Source organism: Allobosea sp. OK403 (assembly GCF_900113835.1).
Classification (GTDB): Bacteria; Pseudomonadota; Alphaproteobacteria; order Rhizobiales; family Beijerinckiaceae; genus Allobosea.
This window is the reverse complement of the sequence record NZ_FOQV01000004.1, coordinates 242,084-260,647: the sequence shown is the minus strand read 5'-3', so window position 1 is coordinate 260,647 and position 18,564 is coordinate 242,084. Positions and strand designations below refer to the sequence as shown.

Here is an 18,564-nt window from a genome sequence, read left to right as displayed (position 1 = left end):
GTTTGAGCCAAGTCGCACGGCGGACGTCAGCCTTCGCAAACTGGCCTATAGCGTCACCGTTCCAAGCGCCTATGCAATTGCATCGCTGCACGCATCAAGGCCCGAAACGTGCTTGAGGAGCGCAGAGCCTGGATCAGCTCTACCTCTAAGTCTCGTAGCGAAGCAGGGGATGCCTCGTCACCTTGGAGCAAGCGCTCGGCCTTGGCTTTGAGTTTCCTCGATAGCGGCGCTTTGCCGGCCATTACCTTCGATAGATGCCCTTGGTCGATACCCAAGGCTGCCGCCAACTCGACCTGTGTCAGGGCGCCGTTTCGCTGACGCGCTTTCAGAGCCGCGATAATCGAGTCGTCCTTGTCTCTCATATGTATTACATATATGCTTTCCATATCGGAGGGCAATGCCATGCGTCGTCGTTGTTATGCACCCGAGGACGAGGTCGTCCCTGGCGTGCGGTATGGCCGCCAGGAATGGGTTCCGACACCGGCGTTTTGGGCTGCGATAGCCGACCTCGAAGGCGACGAAGTGGACGATTACGTCAGTCCGAAGGGAACGCCGCTAGCGGAGGACCTCGCATTCTGTCTCCTGGGCGGATACGGGGTGAAGATGGAGCTCAATCGCGCTGCTTGGGAACGGCTAGACAAGGCTGGAGCGCTGCAAGCGGGCGATGTGCCGAGCGCGGCCGATTTCGAGGCATTGCTCAGCGAGCCACTCATCGTGAATGGCAGACTGCAGAAGTATCGCTATCCAAAACAGAGAGCCGGACGGCTGCATGTCGCGCTCAAATCTGTTCGGGACACCCCGCCCGACACGAGTCATCCGATCGCGTTTCGCAACAGGATGATGGAGTTGCCCGGTATTGGACCCAAAACGGCGTCCTGGATCGTTAGGAACCATGTCGGCAGTGACGAGGTGGCCATTCTGGACGTGCATGTCCTGCGTGCCGGCACGATGATTGGGCTCTTCCCGGACGCATATCGGCTTCCGCGCGATTACGAGACTTTGGAGCGCAAGTTTCTCGACTTCGCACTGGCTCTGCAGGTCAGGGCGTCGGTCCTCGATGCTATCATGTGGCGAGAAATGCGCATTCTGTTCAGTTGACTATTTCTTGGGCTCCTTCGACGGGTATGATCTCGTGGGGGGTGATTCTATGTCCGGCAAGAAAACGCCTGCGCGAAAATCGTCTACGGCCAGCAATAGCGGTGGGGCACCTTCGGCAAGTTCGAACGTCGATCAGTGTGATCTGCTGATCGATGTCGATCTTGAAGGCGTTCGTCTCCCCCGCCTGGCGCGAGCGAAGATGAACGATCTGCTCCAGATCGTACTGGCAGCCGAAGGCCAATTCCCGACGGTTGTTTGCGTAGACGACGAAGGGGAGATCCTGGGCTCCTTGTCTGCATTCTTGAACTTGGCGCTGCTGATCAGGTGCCTTCGGGCCGGTGTAAAATACCAAGTCTTCGTCACTCAGCTTCGACCGGGCGGTTGCCACGTGGTCGGAGGCCGGGCGGTCTGATGATCATCGCAGGCGGCCTTTACCGCGAGGAGTGCATCCGTCCCGCTTGGTCGCGCATATTCGGCTCTGGAGGTAGGGCCGCCGCCGCTGTTTCGAAGCTGTCGCCCGGCACGCGACTCCTCGCCTATGCTTGCGAGCAATGGGCTGAGGACGCGGAGCACTCGATGGCCGCCTTCGGGGTGACAGCCGCGATTCACCGCATCCGCGAAGATATTGCCTTCCACTATCTGCACCCACTCTCGCCCGCCGAACTCTCAGGCGCTCCCGATGGCCGCTATAGCTCGCTGCAAGTCACAGGGGACACGGTGCTGCGATTTGGCTTCGTGGAGGGTGATGCATTGGTCGACGCCAAACGTGCGATCTTCGATCCTCAAAATCCAGACGAAACTCTTGGCTTCAGGGACAACGGTTCCAAGGCCGAAATCCTGGCGATCGTGCTAAACGAGGTGGAGCTTAAGTTGGCGATGGGTGACGCTGGCGAAAATGGCGTTCGCGGATTGATGCAGCATTCCGAGGCATCGGTCGTGGTGGTCAAGCGTGGGCCGCGCGGAGCAACGGTGTTCGCCGCAGGCTGTATTGCGGACGTTCCAGCTTATGCAGGGGATTCGGTCTTCAAAATCGGATCAGGGGACGTCTTCAGCGCGGTTTTCGCTCAACGCTGGGGCGAGGCGAACGAAGACCCGGTTGTGGCGGCTGACACGGCGTCCCGCGCCGTCTCGCGTTATGTGGAGACGCGCAACACACAGGTGGATCTTTCCCAACTGACCGCGGCCGCACCAAGAAAACTGCCCAATCCGGCGAACAAGATCTATCTGGCAGCTCCCTTTTTCACCTTGGCGCAGCGCTGGATGGTCGAGGAAGCACGCAGGTGCCTCTTGACCCTCGGCGCTAGCGTCTTTTCGCCAATCCATGACGTCGGGTCGCAGGGGGATGCTAGTTACATCGCCAAGCGCGACCTTGAGGGGTTGGAGCAATGCGCGGTCGTGCTCGCGCTTGTGGATGGCGAAGATGCCGGAACCCTGTTTGAGGTCGGCCACGCACGTCGGCACGGCATACCCGTGGTGGCGCTGGCTGAATCTCCGCGTCCGGAGAGCCTTACCATGCTGCAAGGTACTGGTTGCTCGATCGTATCGGACTTCTCAACTGCCCTCTATCAAGCGGTCTGGGAGACGGCCCGATGAAGGCGCTCCTGATGTCCGGCGGCCTGGATTCTGCGGCGTTGGCGCATTGGCTGCGCCCGGGCATCTGTGTAACGATCGACTACGGGCAGATCTCTGCCAAGGGAGAGATGGCTGCATCTGCCGCCCTATGCACAGCGATGAAACTCGCGCATCGCTTTATTACCATCGACCTCTCCCCTCTCGGTTCAGGCTCTATGGCGGATCGCCCCGTGGCCGCAGGAGCAGCGGCCCCCGAGTTCTGGCCATATAGGAACCAGATGCTTATCACCCTCGCCGCTATGATGCTGATGCCCGAAGGCGTTACAGAGATCATGGTCGGGGCTGTTTCCACCGATCGCCATGCCGATGGCAAAGCGCCCTTCTTCCGCGCCATCGATCGCGCACTGTCACTTCAGGAGGGCGGAGTTCGTGTCACTGCACCGGCACGCCATCTTTCGACGCCGTCGTTGCTGCGCAAGTCAGCTTTCCCCTACGACCTCATCGGCCTGACGTTCTCCTGCCACGTCCACGAGTTCGCTTGCGGCCAATGCAGCGGGTGCCTGAAGCATCGCGAATGCGTTGATGTCGTCTATTCCAGCGCAAAAAGGCGGGCGACCTGATGGGAGGGTACGCACCTGATCAGATTAAGAAGTCCAAGGGCGGCGCTGCACCACCTACGGTCGTTGGCGATGGGTGCGATCTCGAATTCCAGACTGATCTGGTGGGGGTGCAATCCATCGTCAGCGCCGAGCTCAACAAGGGCTGCGTTCTCCTGGTCAGCCTCCGCGCTCAAGGGCATATAAGAAGCGTCGTCTGCGAAACCACGGGTGGGGCGGTGGTTGGTACGCTGGCCGCATTCCGCGGTTTGTCCCAACTGATGGGTTGCCTGGAACAAGGCGTCGCCTATGTCGCCCTCATCGAGGAGGCATCCTTCTCTAGGTGCGCGGTCAAGGTGTTTCGTCAATGATCTCAGTTGCTGGGGGCGTCTATGCCGAACGCTGCCAATATCCGGCCTGGAACCAGATTTACGGTTCCGGGCTCAGGGCTGCGATCGCAGTCAGCTCGGTATCTAGTGCAGTTCGCTTGACCGCTTACGTGCCCCGCGAATGGATGGCAGACGTCGAATCAACCTTGGCCAGCTTCGGAGTTAGCGGGGATCTTCGCGCGTCTGAGCATCCGATGACGTTCGAATATCTGCATGCATTCTATCGAAAAACCTCCCCTGAGCCGCCGCCGAAACCCTATCCCGAGCTTTCGGTGCAAGACGAGGTGGTACTGCGGTTCGGCATGATGGAAGGCGATGCCCATGTCACAGGCGACAGGGTGGTCTACGATCCACAGTCCCAGAATGCGTCGTTTTATTCGAATGGATCTACCGCTGGTTCCTTGGCGATGATTGTGGGAGGTTGGGAACTGCCGGGGACGGCAGCCGCTCACGCCAAACGAAGGTCAGAGGGGAAGCCGGAAAGTCTTATGCCCGACGAGGGCACTCTCCTGAACGCCATAGTCGCTCTACGTGATCTTCCGCAGCCACCGCAGATAGTTTTGGTCAAAGACGGCTTGGGCGGCCTAACTGTATTTCAAGGGGATCAGCCGGTCAAAATCCCGAGCTACGCGGCTGAAAGCTTCTTCAGAATTGGCTCTGGCGATGTGACCGCGGTCGCGTTCGCCCATGCTTGGGGCGAACTGCATTGGGACCCGGTCGCGGCAGCAGACTATGCCGCCCGGTGCACCGCACATTTCGTGGAGGGCCCCCGCCTTCCTCTCCCTCGCGCGGTTGAAGTGAGCAGCCGGAAGCCGAGCACGGCTCGCCGCGGCGAGATCCGTATCGTCGGGCTGGGTGATTTCGAACAGCAGACGCTGGTGCTCATGACAAGAGATTGGTTGAGTTATCTCGGCGGTATCGTCAAGCATGTGACATTTGGATTGGATGATCTCGGTTCCAGTATTCATGAAGGCGTCGACCTCCTGTTAGTCGGATCCCGGTGTACGGAATGGGAACTCGAAGGCGCAGCCAGGGTGGGTCTTCAGCCAACAGTGGTCTTCTGGCCCTCCTCCCGGGCAGATTCTTCAAGACGGCACTTTCCGGATGCGGTGGTGGCCCGAGACTATGCAACTGCGCTCTATCACGTCATGAGAAGCCCGGAACGATGAGACCGCCTCCGCTTACGGGTGGCCCCGGGGAGGCGCCTTTGCGCGCCAACCGCTCAACAACGTCGGGTCAATCCCCCGAGGATTTCATTCGGGAGGCTCATGATCGATGGATCGAATTCATCGAGTTCATCGACGCACGCGCTCATACGCGATGGGTGTTTAGGGGCAGCGCATCACGTAGTCATCTGTTCATGCCTTCTGTAGGGCGCAGGCTCGACGCCTATTCTCGCTTGAACGAAGAGCGACTCTTTCGCGCGTTCCAGAGATCTGCGGACACGATGGTGGCTTCCCGTCCAATGTCTGACTGGGATTGGTTGGCCGTCGCGCAGCACCACGGTCTGCCAACACGTTTGTTGGATTGGTCCACCAATCCACTGGTCGCCTGCTTCTTCGCCGTGGCGAGCCTTCCCGTGGACGAAGACGCCATAGTGCACGCCTATAGCATTCCCGACGATGACATCATTGACCCGAAAAAAATCGAAGACCCATTCTCAATCGACCGCGTGATGTTCTTGCTGCCGTCAAAATCTGTCAGCCGCATCGTGAACCAACGCGGGCTGTTCTCCGCGCATAATCAACCCAACCTGCCTTGGGTCTCACCGAAGATGAATGAATTCATTATACCCAAGACGATGCGGGCGCGGTTTCGGCGCGGATTGTTCAAAATGGGCATCGACCACAGCCACATCTATCCCGACCTGGGCGGCCTGTGCGAGACTCTCAAGTGGCGATACGAAGCCGGCATCGGCATCGGCGATCCTATGATCGGGTGATGGGATGGACGAGTTGAAAGCCCTTCGAGAGGCTATCGTCGCAGCCGTAAAGGCTACCGACCTTGAGCAGACGGAAGCCTGGCAGGAACTGTCGGCGCTGTCGTCGAATACACACGTCGATACGTTCGAAACCTTCGACGACGAGGTCCGGATCAACGGCCAGCGTTTCGAAGGCCCTCTGACATGGCACGTCACGCTCCAATATGGGCAACACGCGTCCGAGGACGAACTAGTCATCTCGGATAGCTTCCCCGGGAGTTTCGAAGGCCGTCTTGAGAACGGCACGCCCGTGATCGAGCGCATGCTGGCCGACGTTTCATCCTTCTATAGATAGCTCCCGTGTAAATTGGTCCGCCCTCAATTATGCTGTACTTATATCTTTCATATACCGGAGTTTCCGGTATTGAATTGGATGATTATGTATTTTGATCTCGAATTGATCGAGATGCACGATGACTAATTCTCGACCTTTATGGGATGGATCTAAGCGCCATTTTCTTCCGCGGGCGGTAGAATGCACGCGCTGCAACAAGTACGAGAATTTGATGCCACTCGGTGAAATTCAAAGGCCGCGGAGTGGAGGCTAATTGGCGCCCTCTCATCTGCGGAAAAGGGCCAAGAAGCTGATGCCTATCGCTGCAGAAGAAAGGCAGCTAACCTATCTCTAGTTGTAGATGCTGCTGGCCTGAGAGACGCGTTTCCATGGTGCAATGCCACATAATCAGTAATGACGACGAGGAAGCAGCGAAGGTCCTGGCGCCCTACATCCAATCCGGCAATCTGAATTTCCTCATTGGGTCGGGGGCCTCCCTCCCGGCGATCAAAACAGCTGGCAATATCGAAAAGACATTGGACGAGCTGATCAAGAAGGGAAAGAAGGCGGAAGCCGACCGAGAAATGGTCGATTTCATCGAGGCGATCGGAGAAACGTACAAACAGCTCGTGAACGACACCATTTATTCCAACGAACTTGACGAGACAATTAATAATTACGGCCGCTTCATTTCGATCGTAGATCAAATTCTTTTCTTTCGCAAAAACGAGATATTGCCTCGCCAAGCTACGATCTATTCGACAAATTACGACACGTTCATCGAGTTTGCCGTCAGCAATTCACCCAGTATCATTATCAACGATGGCTTTGACCGCACCTCCGGTCAATCGGACAGCTTCGCGTTCGCCCCAGAAAGATATTTCGACAGGACCTACCGCGCGAGCTCCCTTTATGCCCGACGAGTTGAGATCCCGACCATTAACCTCATCAAACCACACGGGTCGCTGAACTGGGCGAAGAAGGGATCCAATCTTGTCTACAAGGCAAGCGCTGTTCCGCCGCTAACACCGGCTGAAAAGGCAAATTCAGCCAAAGTTTCTGAATACCTCAGCAAACATTTTCTGATTATGCCGCACTTTGGAAAATTCCATGAGACCCTCATGGAAAGAGTCTATTATGATCTGCTTCGCCTTTTCTCCAAATCGATGGAACAAGAGAATGCCATCCTGATGGCGTTCGGGTTCTCCTTTAGCGACGAGCATATCCTGGACATTACGAAAAGAACGCTCAGAAACCCGACATCTCAGTTGATCATTTTCGCTTATAGCCACGACGACATCGCTTCTTACCAAGCCAAGTTCGAGAAGCACCGAAACGTTAGCATCATTGGCCCCCAAGCTGGCATTAATATCAGCTTTCTGCGGCTGAATAACATCCTCTCCGCGGTCCTGCCGGAGATGCAGAATGGCTGACCGGCCGGACCGCCTTCAAAAGGAAGCGGTGCTTCGGGTCGGCGAAGTCTCGGCTGTGACCGGCCGGAAGGTTTTCATCTCCGTTGATCGCGACAAGAATCTTTCAGAGCTGTTTTTCGACGGCGACGTTATCAGGAATATTGGTGTCGGGAGTTATGTCGACATCCGAAAAGGCTTCTTGAGTCTGATAGGCAAGGTTGAGGGCGAAAACGCTCAGACAGACGACAAGCGGCCTAGCCAGCTAGCGTATATGAACGGCCAGCGGTTCCTATCCGTATCTCTGGTGGGCTTCCTCGACCGAAAGGGCGAGTTCTTCGGAGGCACAAAGGAGCTTCCGCTTGTCGGCAATGAGGCATTTCTTCTCACCAAAGAGAAGGTCCACCAGGTCCATAATCTCCTGCAAAATGGAGGAATCGCGCTGGAAATCGCGCGGTCGGAGTATGAGGGATACGACATTTCTCTCCCCGTTGACGGGTTGATGAACAGCCACATTGCCATCTTCGGAAACACCGGCAGCGGAAAGTCGAACACCCTCGCGATGATCTATCAGGAGTTCATCGCAAAGATGCGAGATCGCAACGCTGACGCGTTCCAAGCGAACTGCCGCATCGTCCTGTTTGATTTCAACAACGAGTACACTCGGGATAACTGCCTCACCCAGCACAAACGGGTGTTCAATCTGAGCACTAGAAACGACAACGGGGACAAAATCCCGCTCGGCGCCGGCGGCTTCAACGATATCGAGATCGTCAGCATTCTCGCCGATGCGACGGAAAAGACCCAAAAGCCGTTCCTAAAGCGGGCTCTCAAGCTTCAGCAGCAGGTGAACGACGCAGGCGGTCCTGTGCAGTATCTCCGGGGCATAGTGCGTCGTCAGGTCACCCAGGTCTTACAGATGTCGGATAAGATTCGAGCCGATCTGCTGCTCGACTATCTCCGGCAGGTGCTACCTGAGGCGAACGCTGCTGGGGAGGCCATCGAGCTCGCCGAAGACCTCGAATGGCACAACAACCAGTCCGAATTCCGGCTTCGAGGGCAGCAGGTCTATCTTCGGTCCACCCCGGATCGGATCACGGACACGATTGCTTATCAGACGGTGGATTTGCTTGAGCTCGCGGACGACGATATCAAAAATCTGATAATGCTGTGCTACGTCCAGTTGATTTCTGACGTCCTGGCAAATCGCGCTCAGAACGAGCACATCGCGCCTGCCATCAACAAGCTCAAGAGCAAGCAAGGCGATATTCGGAAGATTTTTGACCCCGCCCCGGCGGCAAACCTCTTCACGTCGAATGTCTTGGTATTTGCCCTGAGCGACATCAACCTGGAGATGAAGAAGACAGTCCCGCTGCTGGTCGCCAAGAAAATCTACGAGGATCATAAGCGGATCGGCGGCAGCCGTTCGCTGAATATCGTAATTGACGAAGCGCACAATATTCTGTCGCGGGAGTCCTTCCGGGAATCTGAGAGCTGGAAGGACTATCGCCTTGAGACTTTCGAGGAGATCATCAAGGAAGGTCGCAAGTTCGGCGTCTTCGTCACGATTTCGAGCCAGAGGCCCAACGACATCTCTCACACCATCACGTCCCAGGCCCACAACTATTTTATTCACCGGCTGATCAATCAGAAGGACCTCCAGTCGATCGCGAGCGCGGTGTCCTACATCGACAAGCTGACGGAAGAATCGATCCCGACCCTGCCAACCGGCACCTGCATTTTCAGCGGCATGGCAGGGCAGATGCCGTTGAAGCTAGCTGTTAAGCCGCTCGATGATCATTTGCGGCCCAAGAGTGAGACAGTGAAGTTCGTCGAACTGGTCCCGGCGGTCGGCTAGGCAGATGGGTCAATGCGCGAGCTGATGAAGCACGCAGCTCCCCGTTCAAAAGAGAGAGCTGCAAAACGGCCAGATCTCCAAGAGCGGCCGCACTGCCGGCTGACCTGCCCGAAAGCAAACTTGTCGATGGTTTGCAATGGGCCAATCTCAGTCGTATCGGGCTCCTATTGCAATGCCGCTCGTTCGGCCGCCCGCATACCGGAAACCCCAAAACCAGCCATCCCACCTAATAATGAAACGTCCAGAGCAGGCTTTCGCTCAGCCCCTTCAGCGCCTCGACGGCATCCGGGCGCTCGCGGGCGAGCGTGGTGATCAGCGCGTCGGCGACGGCGAAGGCGGCGGTCGGCGAGTTCGGCAGGAAGCTGTTGCGGGCCGGGGCGAAGAAGGTCATGTCGGCCAGCGGCACCAGCGGTGATGATGGCCCGTCGGTCAAAGCGAGCAGGACGGCGCCGCGCTTTTTGGCGAATTTGGCGAGCTCGAGCGTGTTGCGCGAATAGCGCGGCAGCGAGATCGCGATGACGACGTCCTCCGGACCGGCCGAGAGCATATGGCGGACGGCGCGTTCCGGCCCGCCGCGCGAGGAGGCGAAGACGACATCGGCGTCGAGATAGAGCGCAAGCCCGTCCTCCAGGAAGGCGCCGACATAGTAGCTCGCGCCGGAGCCGACGATGAAGAGGCGGCGTGCCTTCAAGAGCAGGGCGATGGCGCGGTTGACCGTTTCCTCCTCCAGCGTCGCGATCGCCTCGTCGAGATTATTGGCCTCGCGCTGCAGGGTCGTCGCCATGGTGGCAAAGACCGAGCCCGCCGTGGCGCGGGCATCGGCGAGACCTTCCACCGGCCCCATCGCGACCTTGAGCGCCGCCGACAGGGCGCCGCGGAAATCGCCGTAATTGCGGTAGCCCAGGGCCCGGACGAAGCGGGTCACGGTCGCGGTCGAGGTGCCGCTCTTTTCGGCCAGCCCCTCGATCGTGACGGTGGCGGAATCGAGCGGGCTCTGCAGCACGAAATCGGCCGCCTTGCGATGGCCCTCGCTGAGCGAGGGGTAGATCTGGGCGATGCGGTTGGCGAGATCCGTCGTCGGCTTCAGGGCGCGTGACATGGCTCTCCTGCTGGACTTGGCTTGCCCACCGATTGACGTCGGATTATTTTCATGTTTCCTAACTCGTGAAAATAAGGCTGTCAAAAAACGACTGGCTCAGGGAACGGAGACCAAGACTATGCGTCAGCGCGCGCTCACCACCATCCTGCTCGGCGCCACCCTGATGAGCGCCAATATGCTCAGCGCTCCTGCCATGGCGCAGACGCTGCGCATCGCGCTGGCTTCCGAGCCGACTGCCGTCGACCCGCATTATCACGATCTCACCCCCAACAACGCGCTCGCGATGCATCTCTTCGACGGGCTCGTGCTGCAGGATGAGAAGCAGGCGCTCAAGCCCGGCCTTGCCGCGTCCTGGGAGAATGACGGCCGGAATCGCTGGACCTTCAAGCTGCGCCAGGGCGTGACGTTCACGAACGGCAAGCCCTTCACCGCCGAGGACGTGGTCTTCACCTTCTGCCGCACACTCAAGAACGAGACCAAGGTCTCCGGTTCCTTCGCCGACATCACCGGCAATTTCGCCTCGGTCGAGACACCCGATGCGCACACGCTCGTCATCAACACGACCGAGCCCGAGCCGCTGCTGCCGACCCTGCTCTCGGGCCTGCCGATCCTTTCGGCCTCCATCGTCGAGCATGGCCCGATCAGCTACGACGTCGCCAAGAATTGCGGCGTCACCGGCCCGTGGCCGACGGTCAATAATTTCAACGACGGCACGGCCGCGATCGGCACCGGGCCCTACAAGCTGAAGTCCTATGTCCGTGGCTCGGCGATCGAGCTCGAGCGCAATCCGACCTATTGGGGCCCTGCCGAGCCCTGGGCCACTGTGCGCTTCCTGCCGGTGACAAATGCCGGCCCGCGGCTGGCCGGCCTGCTCGCCGGCGATTACGACGTGATCGAGAACCCCGCCGCGCGCGATCTCGCCCGGATCAAGGGCGACAAGCGCTTCGGCCATGTCATCACGCCCTCGACCCGGGTGATCTATTTCCAGCTCGACGTCGCCCGCGACGAGAGCCCCTTCGTCAAGGCGCCGGACGGCAAGAATCCGCTGAAGGATGCGCGCGTCCGCAAGGCGATGTCGCTTGCGATCGACCGCGACGCCATCGTCAAGCGCATCATGGATGGTGCGGCCGAGCCGGCCTACCAGTACCTGCCGACCGGCATGTCCGGCACGCTGGCGAACCCGCCCAAGCTTGCCTATGACCCGGCTGCTGCCAAGAAGCTGCTGGCCGAGGCCGGCTACCCCAACGGCTTCCAGCTCACGCTGTCCTCGACCAATGACCGCTACATCAATGACAGCCAGATCACCCAGGCTGTCGCGCAATACCTGACCCAGATCGGCATCAAGACCGAGGTCGATGCGATGACGCGGGCGATCTATTTCCCGCGCCGCGCCAAGAAGGAATTCAGCGTCGCGCTTGGCGGCTGGGGCTCGGGCACCGGCGAGGCCGCTTCCTTCCTGCGCCAGTGGCCGCCGACCCCCAATGAGGCCAAGACGCTCGGCGGCTCGAATTATGGCGGCTACAAGAACGACGCGTTCGACAAGGTGATCCGCGCCGCGGTGACGACGCTCGACGACACGAAGCGCGCCGAATTGCTGCAGCAGGCGATGACGCTCGTCCTCAACGACGGCGCCTTCATCCCGCTCCACTTCGAAAGCGGCATCTGGGCCTTCAAGTCCGAATTGGCGGTCGCCGGCCGCGCGGACCAGTACATGCTCGCCATGTCGGTGAAGCCGGCGAAGTAAGCCGGCGATCTCCTTTTCGAGGTTCGGCATGACCGCTTATGTCCTGCAGCGATTGATCCAGAGCGTGCTCGTGCTGCTCGCGGTCTCGGTCGTGGTCTTCTTCGCCGTCTACGGCATCGGCGACCCGATCGAGCTCCTGGTCTCGCCGCAGGTCAGCGATGCCGAACGCCAGGCGCTGATCCGGCGGCTCGGGCTCGATCTGCCGGTCTGGCTGCAATACCTGACCTTCATGGGCAACGCCGTGAAGGGCGATCTCGGCAGCTCCTTCGTCCATGGCGTGCCGGCGCTGCAACTGATCCTGGCGCGATTGCCTGCGACCTTCGAGCTGGTGCTGCTGGCGATGACGCTGGCGCTCACGGCCGGTATTCCGCTCGGGCTGATGGTCGGCCTCAACCCCGACAGCCGGCGCGCCCGCATCGTCATGGCCGGCACCGTGCTCGGCTTCTCCTTGCCGAGCTTCTGGAAGGGCATGATGCTGATCCTGCTCTTTGCCGTGCTGCTCGGCTGGCTGCCGACGGCCGGGCGCGGCGAGACGGTCTCGCTGCTTGGCCTTAAGACCAGCCTGCTGACGCTCGACGGGCTCAGGCACATCGCCTTGCCCGCGCTCAACCTGGCGATCCCGAACCTCGCGCTGATCGTGCGCTTGGTTGCGGCGGGCACCGCGGAGACGATGACGCAGGACTATGTGAAATATGCCCGCGCCAAGGGCGTGCGGCCCCGGCGCATCGTCAACCGGCATGTGCTGCGCAACATCCTGATCCCGGTCGTCACCGTGGTCGGCGTCGAGTTCGGCAGCCTCGTCGCGTTCTCGACCATCACCGAGACCGTCTTCGCCTGGCCGGGCATGGGCAAGCTCCTGATCGACTCGGTCTACCAGCTCGACCGGCCCGTGGTCGTCGCCTATGTCCTGCTGGCGACGCTGCTCTTCGTCACCGTCAACTTCCTGGTCGATGTGCTCTATGCCGCGCTCGACCCGCGGGTGAAGCTTGCGGGAGAGCAGGCATGAGCGTGGATACGCCCCGCCTCGCCGGCCCGGTGCAGGCCGATACGCCCTTGCGTGAAAAGGTGCTGCGCCGGCTGCGCAACCGGCCGACGACGCGCGGCGCCGTGATCCTGCTCGGCATCATGGTGCTGCTCGCTTTGCTCGCGCCGGTGATCGCGCCGCAGAACCCGCATGATCTCGGCGCGCTCAGCGTGATGGACAACCGATTGGCGCCGGGCGAGCAGGGCATGGCCGGCTTCACCTATTGGCTCGGCAGCGATGCCCAGGGTCGCGACATGTTCAGCGCCATCCTCTACGGCCTGCGCACCAGCCTGCTGGTCGGCCTGGCCTCGACGATCGGCGCGCTTTCGATCGGCATCCTCGCCGGGCTCACTGCTGCGCAGTTCGGCGGCGCGGTCGACGCCGTGATCATGCGTATCGTCGATTTCATGCTCGGCTTTCCCTCGATCCTGGTCGCGCTCGTGCTGCTGGCCTCGATCGGGCGCGGCGTCGACAAGGTCATCCTCGCCATCGTCTTGGTGCAATGGGCGCAATATGCCCGCCTGATGCGGGCGGCGGCGCTGGTCGAGCGGCGCAAGGAGTATATCGAGGCCGCCGTCAATTTCGGCCTGCCGACCCGGCACATCATGCTGGCGCATCTGCTGCCGAACTCGGTCGGCGCCGTGCTCGTCGTCGCCAGCATCAGCATCGCTTCGGCGATCACGCTGGAGGCGACACTGTCCTTCCTCGGCGTCGGCGTGCCGGTGACGCAGCCTTCGCTCGGCCTGCTCATCGCCAATGGCTTCGAGTTCCTGCTCTCCGGCGAATACTGGATCGCCGTCTTCCCCGGTATCGCGCTGGTGCTGCTGATCATGTCGCTCAATCTCGTCGGCGACCGCCTGCGCCGCAGCTTCAACGTGCGCGCATGAGCTTCGACGTGGACATGAGCGAAACCCCTCTTCTGTCCGTGCGCGGCCTCAAGACCGTGTTCCATGCGCAGGACGGCGCCTGGCCGGCAGTGGACGGCGTCGATTTCCACGTCGCCAAGGGCGAGGTGCTCGGCCTTGTCGGCGAATCCGGCTCGGGCAAGTCGGTGACCGGCTTCTCGCTGGTGCAACTGATCGACCCGCCGGGCGAGGTCGTCGCCGGTGAGATCCTGTTCGAGGGCGAGGATCTGCGCGCCGCCTCCGAGGAGCGCCTGCGCCAATTGCGCGGCGACCGGATCGCGATGATCTTCCAGGACCCGCTGATGACGCTGAACCCGGTGCTCAGCATCGGCGAGCAGATGAGCGAGGCCGTCCTCGAGCATCGCGATTGCAGCCGCAGCGAGGCGCTCAGCAGGGCGGCACAAGCGCTGGCGCGGGTCGGTATCTCCTCGCCGGAAACCCGGTTGAAGCAGTTCCCGCATGAATTCTCCGGCGGCATGCGCCAGCGCGTGGCGATCGCGACCGCGCTCCTCAACGACCCCGACCTGATCATCGCGGACGAGCCGACGACTGCGCTCGACGTCACCATCCAGGCGCAGATCCTCTACGAGGTGCAGAAGCTCTCGCGCGAGACCGGCTGCGCGGTGATCTGGATCACGCATGACCTTGCCGTGGTCGCCGAACTCGCCGACCGGGTGGCGGTGATGTATGCCGGGCGCATCGTCGAGATCGGCGATGTCGAGACCGTGCTCGACCGGCCGCGCCACCCCTATACACTCGGCCTGCTCAATTCCTCGGCCAGCATGGTCGAGCCGGGCGAACCCCTGCACCAGATCGACGGCGTCGCGCCGCGCATCGATTCGCGCCCCTCCGGCTGCCCGTTCCGGCCACGTTGCGAGCGGGCTCTGCCCGTCTGCGCCGAGAGCGATCCGCAGCCGCAGGCCTATGACGGCCGCACCCTGCGCTGCCACAACCCCGCGGCGGAGCAGGTGGCGGCATGAGCGAGCCCCTGTTCGAGCTGCGCGGCATCAGCAAATACTTCCGCGGCAAGGCCAATATCGCCGAGCGCATCCTGACCGCGCTCGGCCGGCACGCGCCGCCCGCGACCCTCAAGGCGGTCGACGGCGTCGATCTCAGCATCGCTAAGGGCGAGGTGCTCGGCCTTGTCGGCGAATCCGGCTGCGGCAAGTCGACCCTGGCGCGCATCGCCACCGGCATCCTGCCGCCGAGCGGGGGCGAGGTGTTCTACAAGGGCCGCTCAGCGGCCGGCCTCAAGGGCAAGGAGCGGCTCGATTATCTGCTCAAGGTGCAGATGATCTTCCAGGACCCTTACGCCTCGCTCGATCCGCGGATGCGGGTGAGCCGCATCGTCGGCGAGGCGCTTGCGGTCCATAAGCTCGTGCCGAAGGCCGAGCTCGATGGCGCGGTCGACCAGGCGCTCTCCGAAGTCGGGCTCGATCTCGCCTATCGCGAGCGCTATCCGCACCAGTTCTCCGGTGGCCAGCGCCAGCGCATCGGCATTGCCCGGGCGCTCGCGGTGAAGCCCGATTTCCTGGTCTGCGACGAGCCGGTCTCGGCGCTCGACGTCTCGATCCAGGCGCAGGTGATCAACCTGTTCATGGATGTGCGCGCGCGCCACGGGCTGACCTATCTCTTCGTCAGCCATGATCTCGGCCTGGTCCGCCATATCAGCGACCGCGTCGCGATCATGTATCTCGGCCGCATCGTCGAGATCGGCAGCGCGACCGCGATCTTCGCCGAGCCGGCGCATCCCTATAGCGCGGCGCTGATCAAGGCGATCCCCTCGGCGGCGCGACGCAAGAGCAGCTTCCAGCCGCTGAAGGGCGAATTGCCGTCGCCGCTCGCCCCGCCTCCGGGCTGCCCCTTCCACCCACGCTGCGAGCACGCCATGGCTGTTTGCCGCGAGGTCCGCCCGGACCTCGTCGAGATCGCGCCCGGCCGCAGCGCCGCCTGCCACCTGCACACCACAGGGAAAGCCGCATGACCACGCTTGTTCTCGATCCGCAGGAGGGGCGCAGCACCCTGCCTTTCATCGACGCCCGCCACCCGCAGCGGCCGTTGCAGGTCAACTTCTACCGTCCGGCGCGCCATCGCCCCCAGGACGAGGTCGTTTTCGTCCAGCATGGCATGCTGCGCAATGGCGACGACTATCGCGACTTCTGGATCGAGGCCGCCGAGAAGCACAATTTGCTGATCGTCGCCCCGACCTTCGGCAACGACCATTTCCCGAAGGCGGAAGGCTATAATAATGGCCTCGTCATCGGCGAAGACGGCGCCATCGCCGCTGCGCAGGACTGGCTCTATGCCGTGCCCGCCCGCGTGCTGGCGGCGCTGCGCCAGGCCGGCGTGACCACGCGCGACACCGTCAGGCTGTTTGGCCATTCCGCCGGCGGCCAGTTCGTCCACCGCCTGCTGGCGACGCAAGCGCAGACGCCGTTCGAGACGGTCTTTGCCGCGAATTCGGGCTGGTACACGCTGCCGACGCTGGAGCGGCGCTTTCCGGAGGGCCTCGACGGGCTTGGCCTCGGCGAGGCGGAGCTGGCGCGCTGGCTGGCCTGGCCGATGGTGATCTTCGCCGGCGACCAGGACATCGTCACCAGCGATCCCAACCTGCCGGCCCAAGTCGAGGCCCTGGCGCAGGGGCCGATGCGCTATGCGCGGGCGCATTTCGCCCTCGACTTCGCAAGGGCGGAGGCGGCGCGGCGCGGTCTTCCCTGTAACTGGTCGCTGATCACCGTGCCCGGCATCGGCCATGACGGGGCGGCGATGTCGCGCGCCGCCGCGGCTTACTGGTTCGAGGGCCGGATTCCGACGGTCGAGGAGTTGAAGCCGGAGGCATCGACGGTGGCCTGAGGTTTTGCGCTCGCGGGCAGGCCTATCCCGAGACTATCCCTGCGCCCGAGCTCGTCGCCGCGCTGCGGACGGATCGAACGTCCTCGAAGAACGGCGTGTTCGGGCAGAATGACGGGCCGCGGGCTGCAGAGCCGGTCTCCTCAAGCCAGCGTTCGCATTGCTGCGATGCGGCGCACCAGAGGCAACGGCGGCCAGCCGCTGTGAAGGACCGGCCGCTGAGAGCGGCAAGCCCGGGATCGACGCCGATACGCTCCATCATCGTGCCCATCAGGCGCGCCCGCCGCGCGACCCGACCTCTCAACCATCCCCGCATTTTCGCATCCTTCGCATTCAGTGCCTTGGTCGACACGGCCTTGCCAGGCACGATCCCGGTCCCGTCACAGGCCAATGCCTCCGGGGCCCAGGTTGCGGCGACCATGATGCAGAGCAACGCGCATTTTGCATTGCGCCAGCGCAAACTGCGGGACGCTCGGGCTTTTTGTCTTAACGCGTTTTCTTCACGCGAACCGGTAGCCACTTCGCTGGAAAACGCAGCTAGTGCCCCAGGCGGGGCTGGGTCAGAACGCGCCAATACGCCAGTGCGAAGCCCAGAAATGCCCCCGCCCAGGCAAGGCCGGCGACATGCAGCAGGCCCAGGCTCCAGGCGGGATGGAGCGAAGCGCAGATCCGGGCCAGCGCCGCAAGAACGACCAGGGCATAGAAGGCCTGGACCGCGCGGCTCGCGGCAAGGGGCCGCCCGGTGTGTGCGAGGCTTGCCCGGGACATGACTGCGAGCGTCATGGTGCCGACGGCGCCACCGGTCCAGGCATGGATGCCCGCGGTTGCCGATCCGAAGCCGAGCGACGCCAGGCCGAGCAGCATGAAGCCCAGCGGCACGAACGCATAGGCGACGTGAAGGATGAGCACCAGCGGGTCCCGCCAGGTCCGGTATCCGGCCCAGCGCGCAAGCCGCACGGCCTGAAGGACGCCCGCCACAAACAGGGCCGCACCCGTCGTAGGCGCCTCCGGAACCGCGATCCAGGCGAGGAGGGCCGCCCCGGCGCAGATCATCGAGGCGATGTCGAATCGCCCGAAGGATGCAGGCAATCGTCCGGGGTTCTCCCGGGCCAGCCAGTTGCGCGTGAAGCTCGGCACGATTCGGCCTCCGACCAGCATCACCAGCAGGATGGTCGCAGCGATGCCAAGCCGGACGCCATAATCGGAGGCGCCGTACAGATGGGCTTCCAAATGGAACATCGCGTTGCCGCCCAATAGCAGACCCAGGACAACCAGCACCTTCAGGTTCCGCCAGTTTCTTCCGACGATGATCTCGCGCCCGGCCGCCCCGGCGACAAGGAGCAGGAAGGAAAGGTCGATCGTGGCGGCGGGAAGCCAACCGATCCAGGCAGAGCCGGTCACGGCGACACGGCCAAGAATCCAGGCTGCGACGAGAACCAGCAGCGGCTTGCCTTGCAAGGGCAACCGCCCTGTCCAATTGGGGATCGCGGTCAGGAGGAAGCCCGTCACCACGGCCGGGAGATAGCCGTAGAGCATCTCGTGGATGTGCCAGTCGCGATGCGAAAAGAGGGTCGCGATTTCAAGCTCGCCATAGAACATCGGCAGCCATGCCAGAATGGCCAGGCCGGCATAGATCGAGCCCAGGAGGAAGAACGGGCGGAAGCCGTAGGAGAGGAGCGCAGGGCCGACATATTCGCGCAGGCGTGGAATCGGAGCCATCACCGGCTTCCTTCATGGACGAGGACAATCTCGACGAGATCCAGGG

General features: G+C 61.8%; 18 protein-coding genes. 16 read left to right on the top strand and 2 right to left on the bottom strand.

The features are described from left to right. Nucleotides 1-402 precede the first annotated feature (402 nt). From BMZ97_RS17330 to BMZ97_RS17285, 10 genes are all read left to right on the top strand, one after another. A complete protein-coding gene (locus BMZ97_RS17330) occupies nt 403-1,098 on the top strand; it encodes an 8-oxoguanine DNA glycosylase (protein ID WP_244546463.1) in 696 nt (231 codons plus the stop codon). Nucleotides 1,099-1,147: 49 nt separating this feature from the next. After that, the gene (locus BMZ97_RS30780; protein ID WP_139221247.1) at nt 1,148-1,510 is read left to right on the top strand and encodes a hypothetical protein; all 363 of its coding nucleotides are present in this window, start codon (nt 1,148-1,150) and stop codon (nt 1,508-1,510) included. Next, a complete protein-coding gene (locus tag BMZ97_RS17320; RefSeq protein ID WP_092172093.1) occupies nt 1,510-2,691 on the top strand; it encodes a nucleoside 2-deoxyribosyltransferase in 1,182 nt (393 codons plus the stop codon). Before BMZ97_RS30780 ends, BMZ97_RS17320 begins: the two co-directional genes overlap by 1 nt. After that, a complete protein-coding gene (locus BMZ97_RS17315) occupies nt 2,688-3,290 on the top strand; it encodes a 7-cyano-7-deazaguanine synthase (RefSeq protein ID WP_092172090.1) in 603 nt (200 codons plus the stop codon). The genes BMZ97_RS17320 and BMZ97_RS17315 overlap by 4 nt, the downstream gene beginning before the upstream one ends. Then, complete coding sequence (locus BMZ97_RS17310) at nt 3,290-3,637, top strand: hypothetical protein (RefSeq protein WP_244546462.1); 348 nt, start codon at nt 3,290-3,292, stop codon at nt 3,635-3,637. The genes BMZ97_RS17315 and BMZ97_RS17310 overlap by 1 nt, the downstream gene beginning before the upstream one ends. A gap of 212 nt (nt 3,638-3,849) precedes the next feature. Further along, nucleotides 3,850-4,824: a carbohydrate kinase family protein gene (locus tag BMZ97_RS17305; RefSeq protein WP_092172088.1), complete on the top strand. Its 975-nt coding sequence runs from the start codon at nt 3,850-3,852 to the stop codon at nt 4,822-4,824. A 38-nt stretch (nt 4,825-4,862) separates the two neighbouring features. Then, nucleotides 4,863-5,597, top strand: a complete 735-nt coding sequence (locus BMZ97_RS17300) for an FRG domain-containing protein (protein WP_244546461.1) — start codon at nt 4,863-4,865, stop codon at nt 5,595-5,597. 4 nt (nt 5,598-5,601) lie between these two features. Continuing rightward, nucleotides 5,602-5,931 (top strand): pPIWI-associating nuclease domain-containing protein, encoded by a 330-nt coding sequence (locus tag BMZ97_RS17295; protein ID WP_092172082.1) that lies wholly within the window; start codon nt 5,602-5,604, stop codon nt 5,929-5,931. 368 nt (nt 5,932-6,299) lie between these two features. Further along, the gene (locus BMZ97_RS17290; RefSeq protein ID WP_092172080.1) at nt 6,300-7,343 is read left to right on the top strand and encodes an SIR2 family protein; all 1,044 of its coding nucleotides are present in this window, start codon (nt 6,300-6,302) and stop codon (nt 7,341-7,343) included. After that, nucleotides 7,336-9,177 (top strand): ATP-binding protein, encoded by a 1,842-nt coding sequence (locus BMZ97_RS17285; RefSeq protein ID WP_092172077.1) that lies wholly within the window; start codon nt 7,336-7,338, stop codon nt 9,175-9,177. The genes BMZ97_RS17290 and BMZ97_RS17285 overlap by 8 nt, the downstream gene beginning before the upstream one ends. A 226-nt stretch (nt 9,178-9,403) precedes the next feature. Here BMZ97_RS17285 and BMZ97_RS17280 read toward each other — a convergent pair whose 3' ends face one another. Beyond that, nucleotides 9,404-10,276, bottom strand: coding sequence for a MurR/RpiR family transcriptional regulator (locus BMZ97_RS17280; protein ID WP_092172074.1), 873 nt, complete (start codon nt 10,274-10,276; stop codon nt 9,404-9,406). Nucleotides 10,277-10,394: 118 nt separating this feature from the next. Between BMZ97_RS17280 and BMZ97_RS17275 the strand changes: the two genes are divergently transcribed. The 6 genes from BMZ97_RS17275 to BMZ97_RS17250 are packed head-to-tail and all read left to right on the top strand — an operon-like array spanning nt 10,395 to nt 16,802. After that, entirely contained in the window at nt 10,395-12,020 is a 1,626-nt protein-coding gene (locus BMZ97_RS17275) for an ABC transporter substrate-binding protein (protein ID WP_092172071.1), read from the top strand. Between the two features lie 28 nt (nt 12,021-12,048). Beyond that, the gene (locus BMZ97_RS17270) at nt 12,049-13,026 is read left to right on the top strand and encodes an ABC transporter permease (RefSeq protein WP_092172068.1); all 978 of its coding nucleotides are present in this window, start codon (nt 12,049-12,051) and stop codon (nt 13,024-13,026) included. Then, the gene (locus BMZ97_RS17265; RefSeq protein ID WP_092172066.1) at nt 13,023-13,931 is read left to right on the top strand and encodes an ABC transporter permease; all 909 of its coding nucleotides are present in this window, start codon (nt 13,023-13,025) and stop codon (nt 13,929-13,931) included. Before BMZ97_RS17270 ends, BMZ97_RS17265 begins: the two co-directional genes overlap by 4 nt. 14 nt (nt 13,932-13,945) lie before the next feature. Continuing rightward, nucleotides 13,946-14,929 carry an ABC transporter ATP-binding protein gene (locus tag BMZ97_RS17260; protein ID WP_092172481.1) on the top strand — a complete coding sequence of 328 codons (984 nt, stop codon included), beginning with the start codon at nt 13,946-13,948 and terminating at the stop codon, nt 14,927-14,929. Beyond that, the gene (locus BMZ97_RS17255; protein ID WP_092172063.1) at nt 14,926-15,933 is read left to right on the top strand and encodes an ABC transporter ATP-binding protein; all 1,008 of its coding nucleotides are present in this window, start codon (nt 14,926-14,928) and stop codon (nt 15,931-15,933) included. Before BMZ97_RS17260 ends, BMZ97_RS17255 begins: the two co-directional genes overlap by 4 nt. Then, on the top strand, nt 15,930-16,802 hold the full coding sequence (locus BMZ97_RS17250; RefSeq protein ID WP_092172061.1) for an alpha/beta hydrolase family protein: 873 nt from the start codon (nt 15,930-15,932) through the stop codon (nt 16,800-16,802). The genes BMZ97_RS17255 and BMZ97_RS17250 overlap by 4 nt, the downstream gene beginning before the upstream one ends. Before the next feature lie 534 nt (nt 16,803-17,336). Here the strand turns inward: BMZ97_RS17250 and BMZ97_RS17240 are convergent. Then, on the bottom strand, nt 17,337-18,518 hold the full coding sequence (locus tag BMZ97_RS17240) for an NnrS family protein (RefSeq protein WP_092172056.1): 1,182 nt from the start codon (nt 18,516-18,518) through the stop codon (nt 17,337-17,339). Nucleotides 18,519-18,564: the final 46 nt, after the last annotated feature.

Excerpts from the sequence above, each read along its gene's own strand:
- BMZ97_RS17330 (WP_244546463.1), top strand. The coding sequence starts at position 403 with ATGCGTCGTCGTTGTTATGCACCCGAGGACGAGGTCGTCCCTGGCGTG.
- BMZ97_RS30780 (WP_139221247.1), top strand. The coding sequence starts at position 1,148 with ATGTCCGGCAAGAAAACGCCTGCGCGAAAATCGTCTACGGCCAGCAAT.
- BMZ97_RS17320 (WP_092172093.1), top strand. The coding sequence starts at position 1,510 with ATGATCATCGCAGGCGGCCTTTACCGCGAGGAGTGCATCCGTCCCGCT.
- BMZ97_RS17315 (WP_092172090.1), top strand. The coding sequence starts at position 2,688 with ATGAAGGCGCTCCTGATGTCCGGCGGCCTGGATTCTGCGGCGTTGGCG.
- BMZ97_RS17310 (WP_244546462.1), top strand. The coding sequence starts at position 3,290 with ATGGGAGGGTACGCACCTGATCAGATTAAGAAGTCCAAGGGCGGCGCT.
- BMZ97_RS17305 (WP_092172088.1), top strand. The coding sequence starts at position 3,850 with ATGACGTTCGAATATCTGCATGCATTCTATCGAAAAACCTCCCCTGAG.
- BMZ97_RS17295 (WP_092172082.1), top strand. The coding sequence starts at position 5,602 with ATGGACGAGTTGAAAGCCCTTCGAGAGGCTATCGTCGCAGCCGTAAAG.
- BMZ97_RS17290 (WP_092172080.1), top strand. The coding sequence starts at position 6,300 with ATGGTGCAATGCCACATAATCAGTAATGACGACGAGGAAGCAGCGAAG.
- BMZ97_RS17285 (WP_092172077.1), top strand. The coding sequence starts at position 7,336 with ATGGCTGACCGGCCGGACCGCCTTCAAAAGGAAGCGGTGCTTCGGGTC.
- BMZ97_RS17280 (WP_092172074.1), bottom strand. The coding sequence starts at position 10,276 with ATGTCACGCGCCCTGAAGCCGACGACGGATCTCGCCAACCGCATCGCC.
- BMZ97_RS17275 (WP_092172071.1), top strand. The coding sequence starts at position 10,395 with ATGCGTCAGCGCGCGCTCACCACCATCCTGCTCGGCGCCACCCTGATG.
- BMZ97_RS17270 (WP_092172068.1), top strand. The coding sequence starts at position 12,049 with ATGACCGCTTATGTCCTGCAGCGATTGATCCAGAGCGTGCTCGTGCTG.
- BMZ97_RS17265 (WP_092172066.1), top strand. The coding sequence starts at position 13,023 with ATGAGCGTGGATACGCCCCGCCTCGCCGGCCCGGTGCAGGCCGATACG.
- BMZ97_RS17260 (WP_092172481.1), top strand. The coding sequence starts at position 13,946 with ATGAGCGAAACCCCTCTTCTGTCCGTGCGCGGCCTCAAGACCGTGTTC.
- BMZ97_RS17255 (WP_092172063.1), top strand. The coding sequence starts at position 14,926 with ATGAGCGAGCCCCTGTTCGAGCTGCGCGGCATCAGCAAATACTTCCGC.
- BMZ97_RS17250 (WP_092172061.1), top strand. The coding sequence starts at position 15,930 with ATGACCACGCTTGTTCTCGATCCGCAGGAGGGGCGCAGCACCCTGCCT.
- BMZ97_RS17240 (WP_092172056.1), bottom strand. The coding sequence starts at position 18,518 with ATGGCTCCGATTCCACGCCTGCGCGAATATGTCGGCCCTGCGCTCCTC.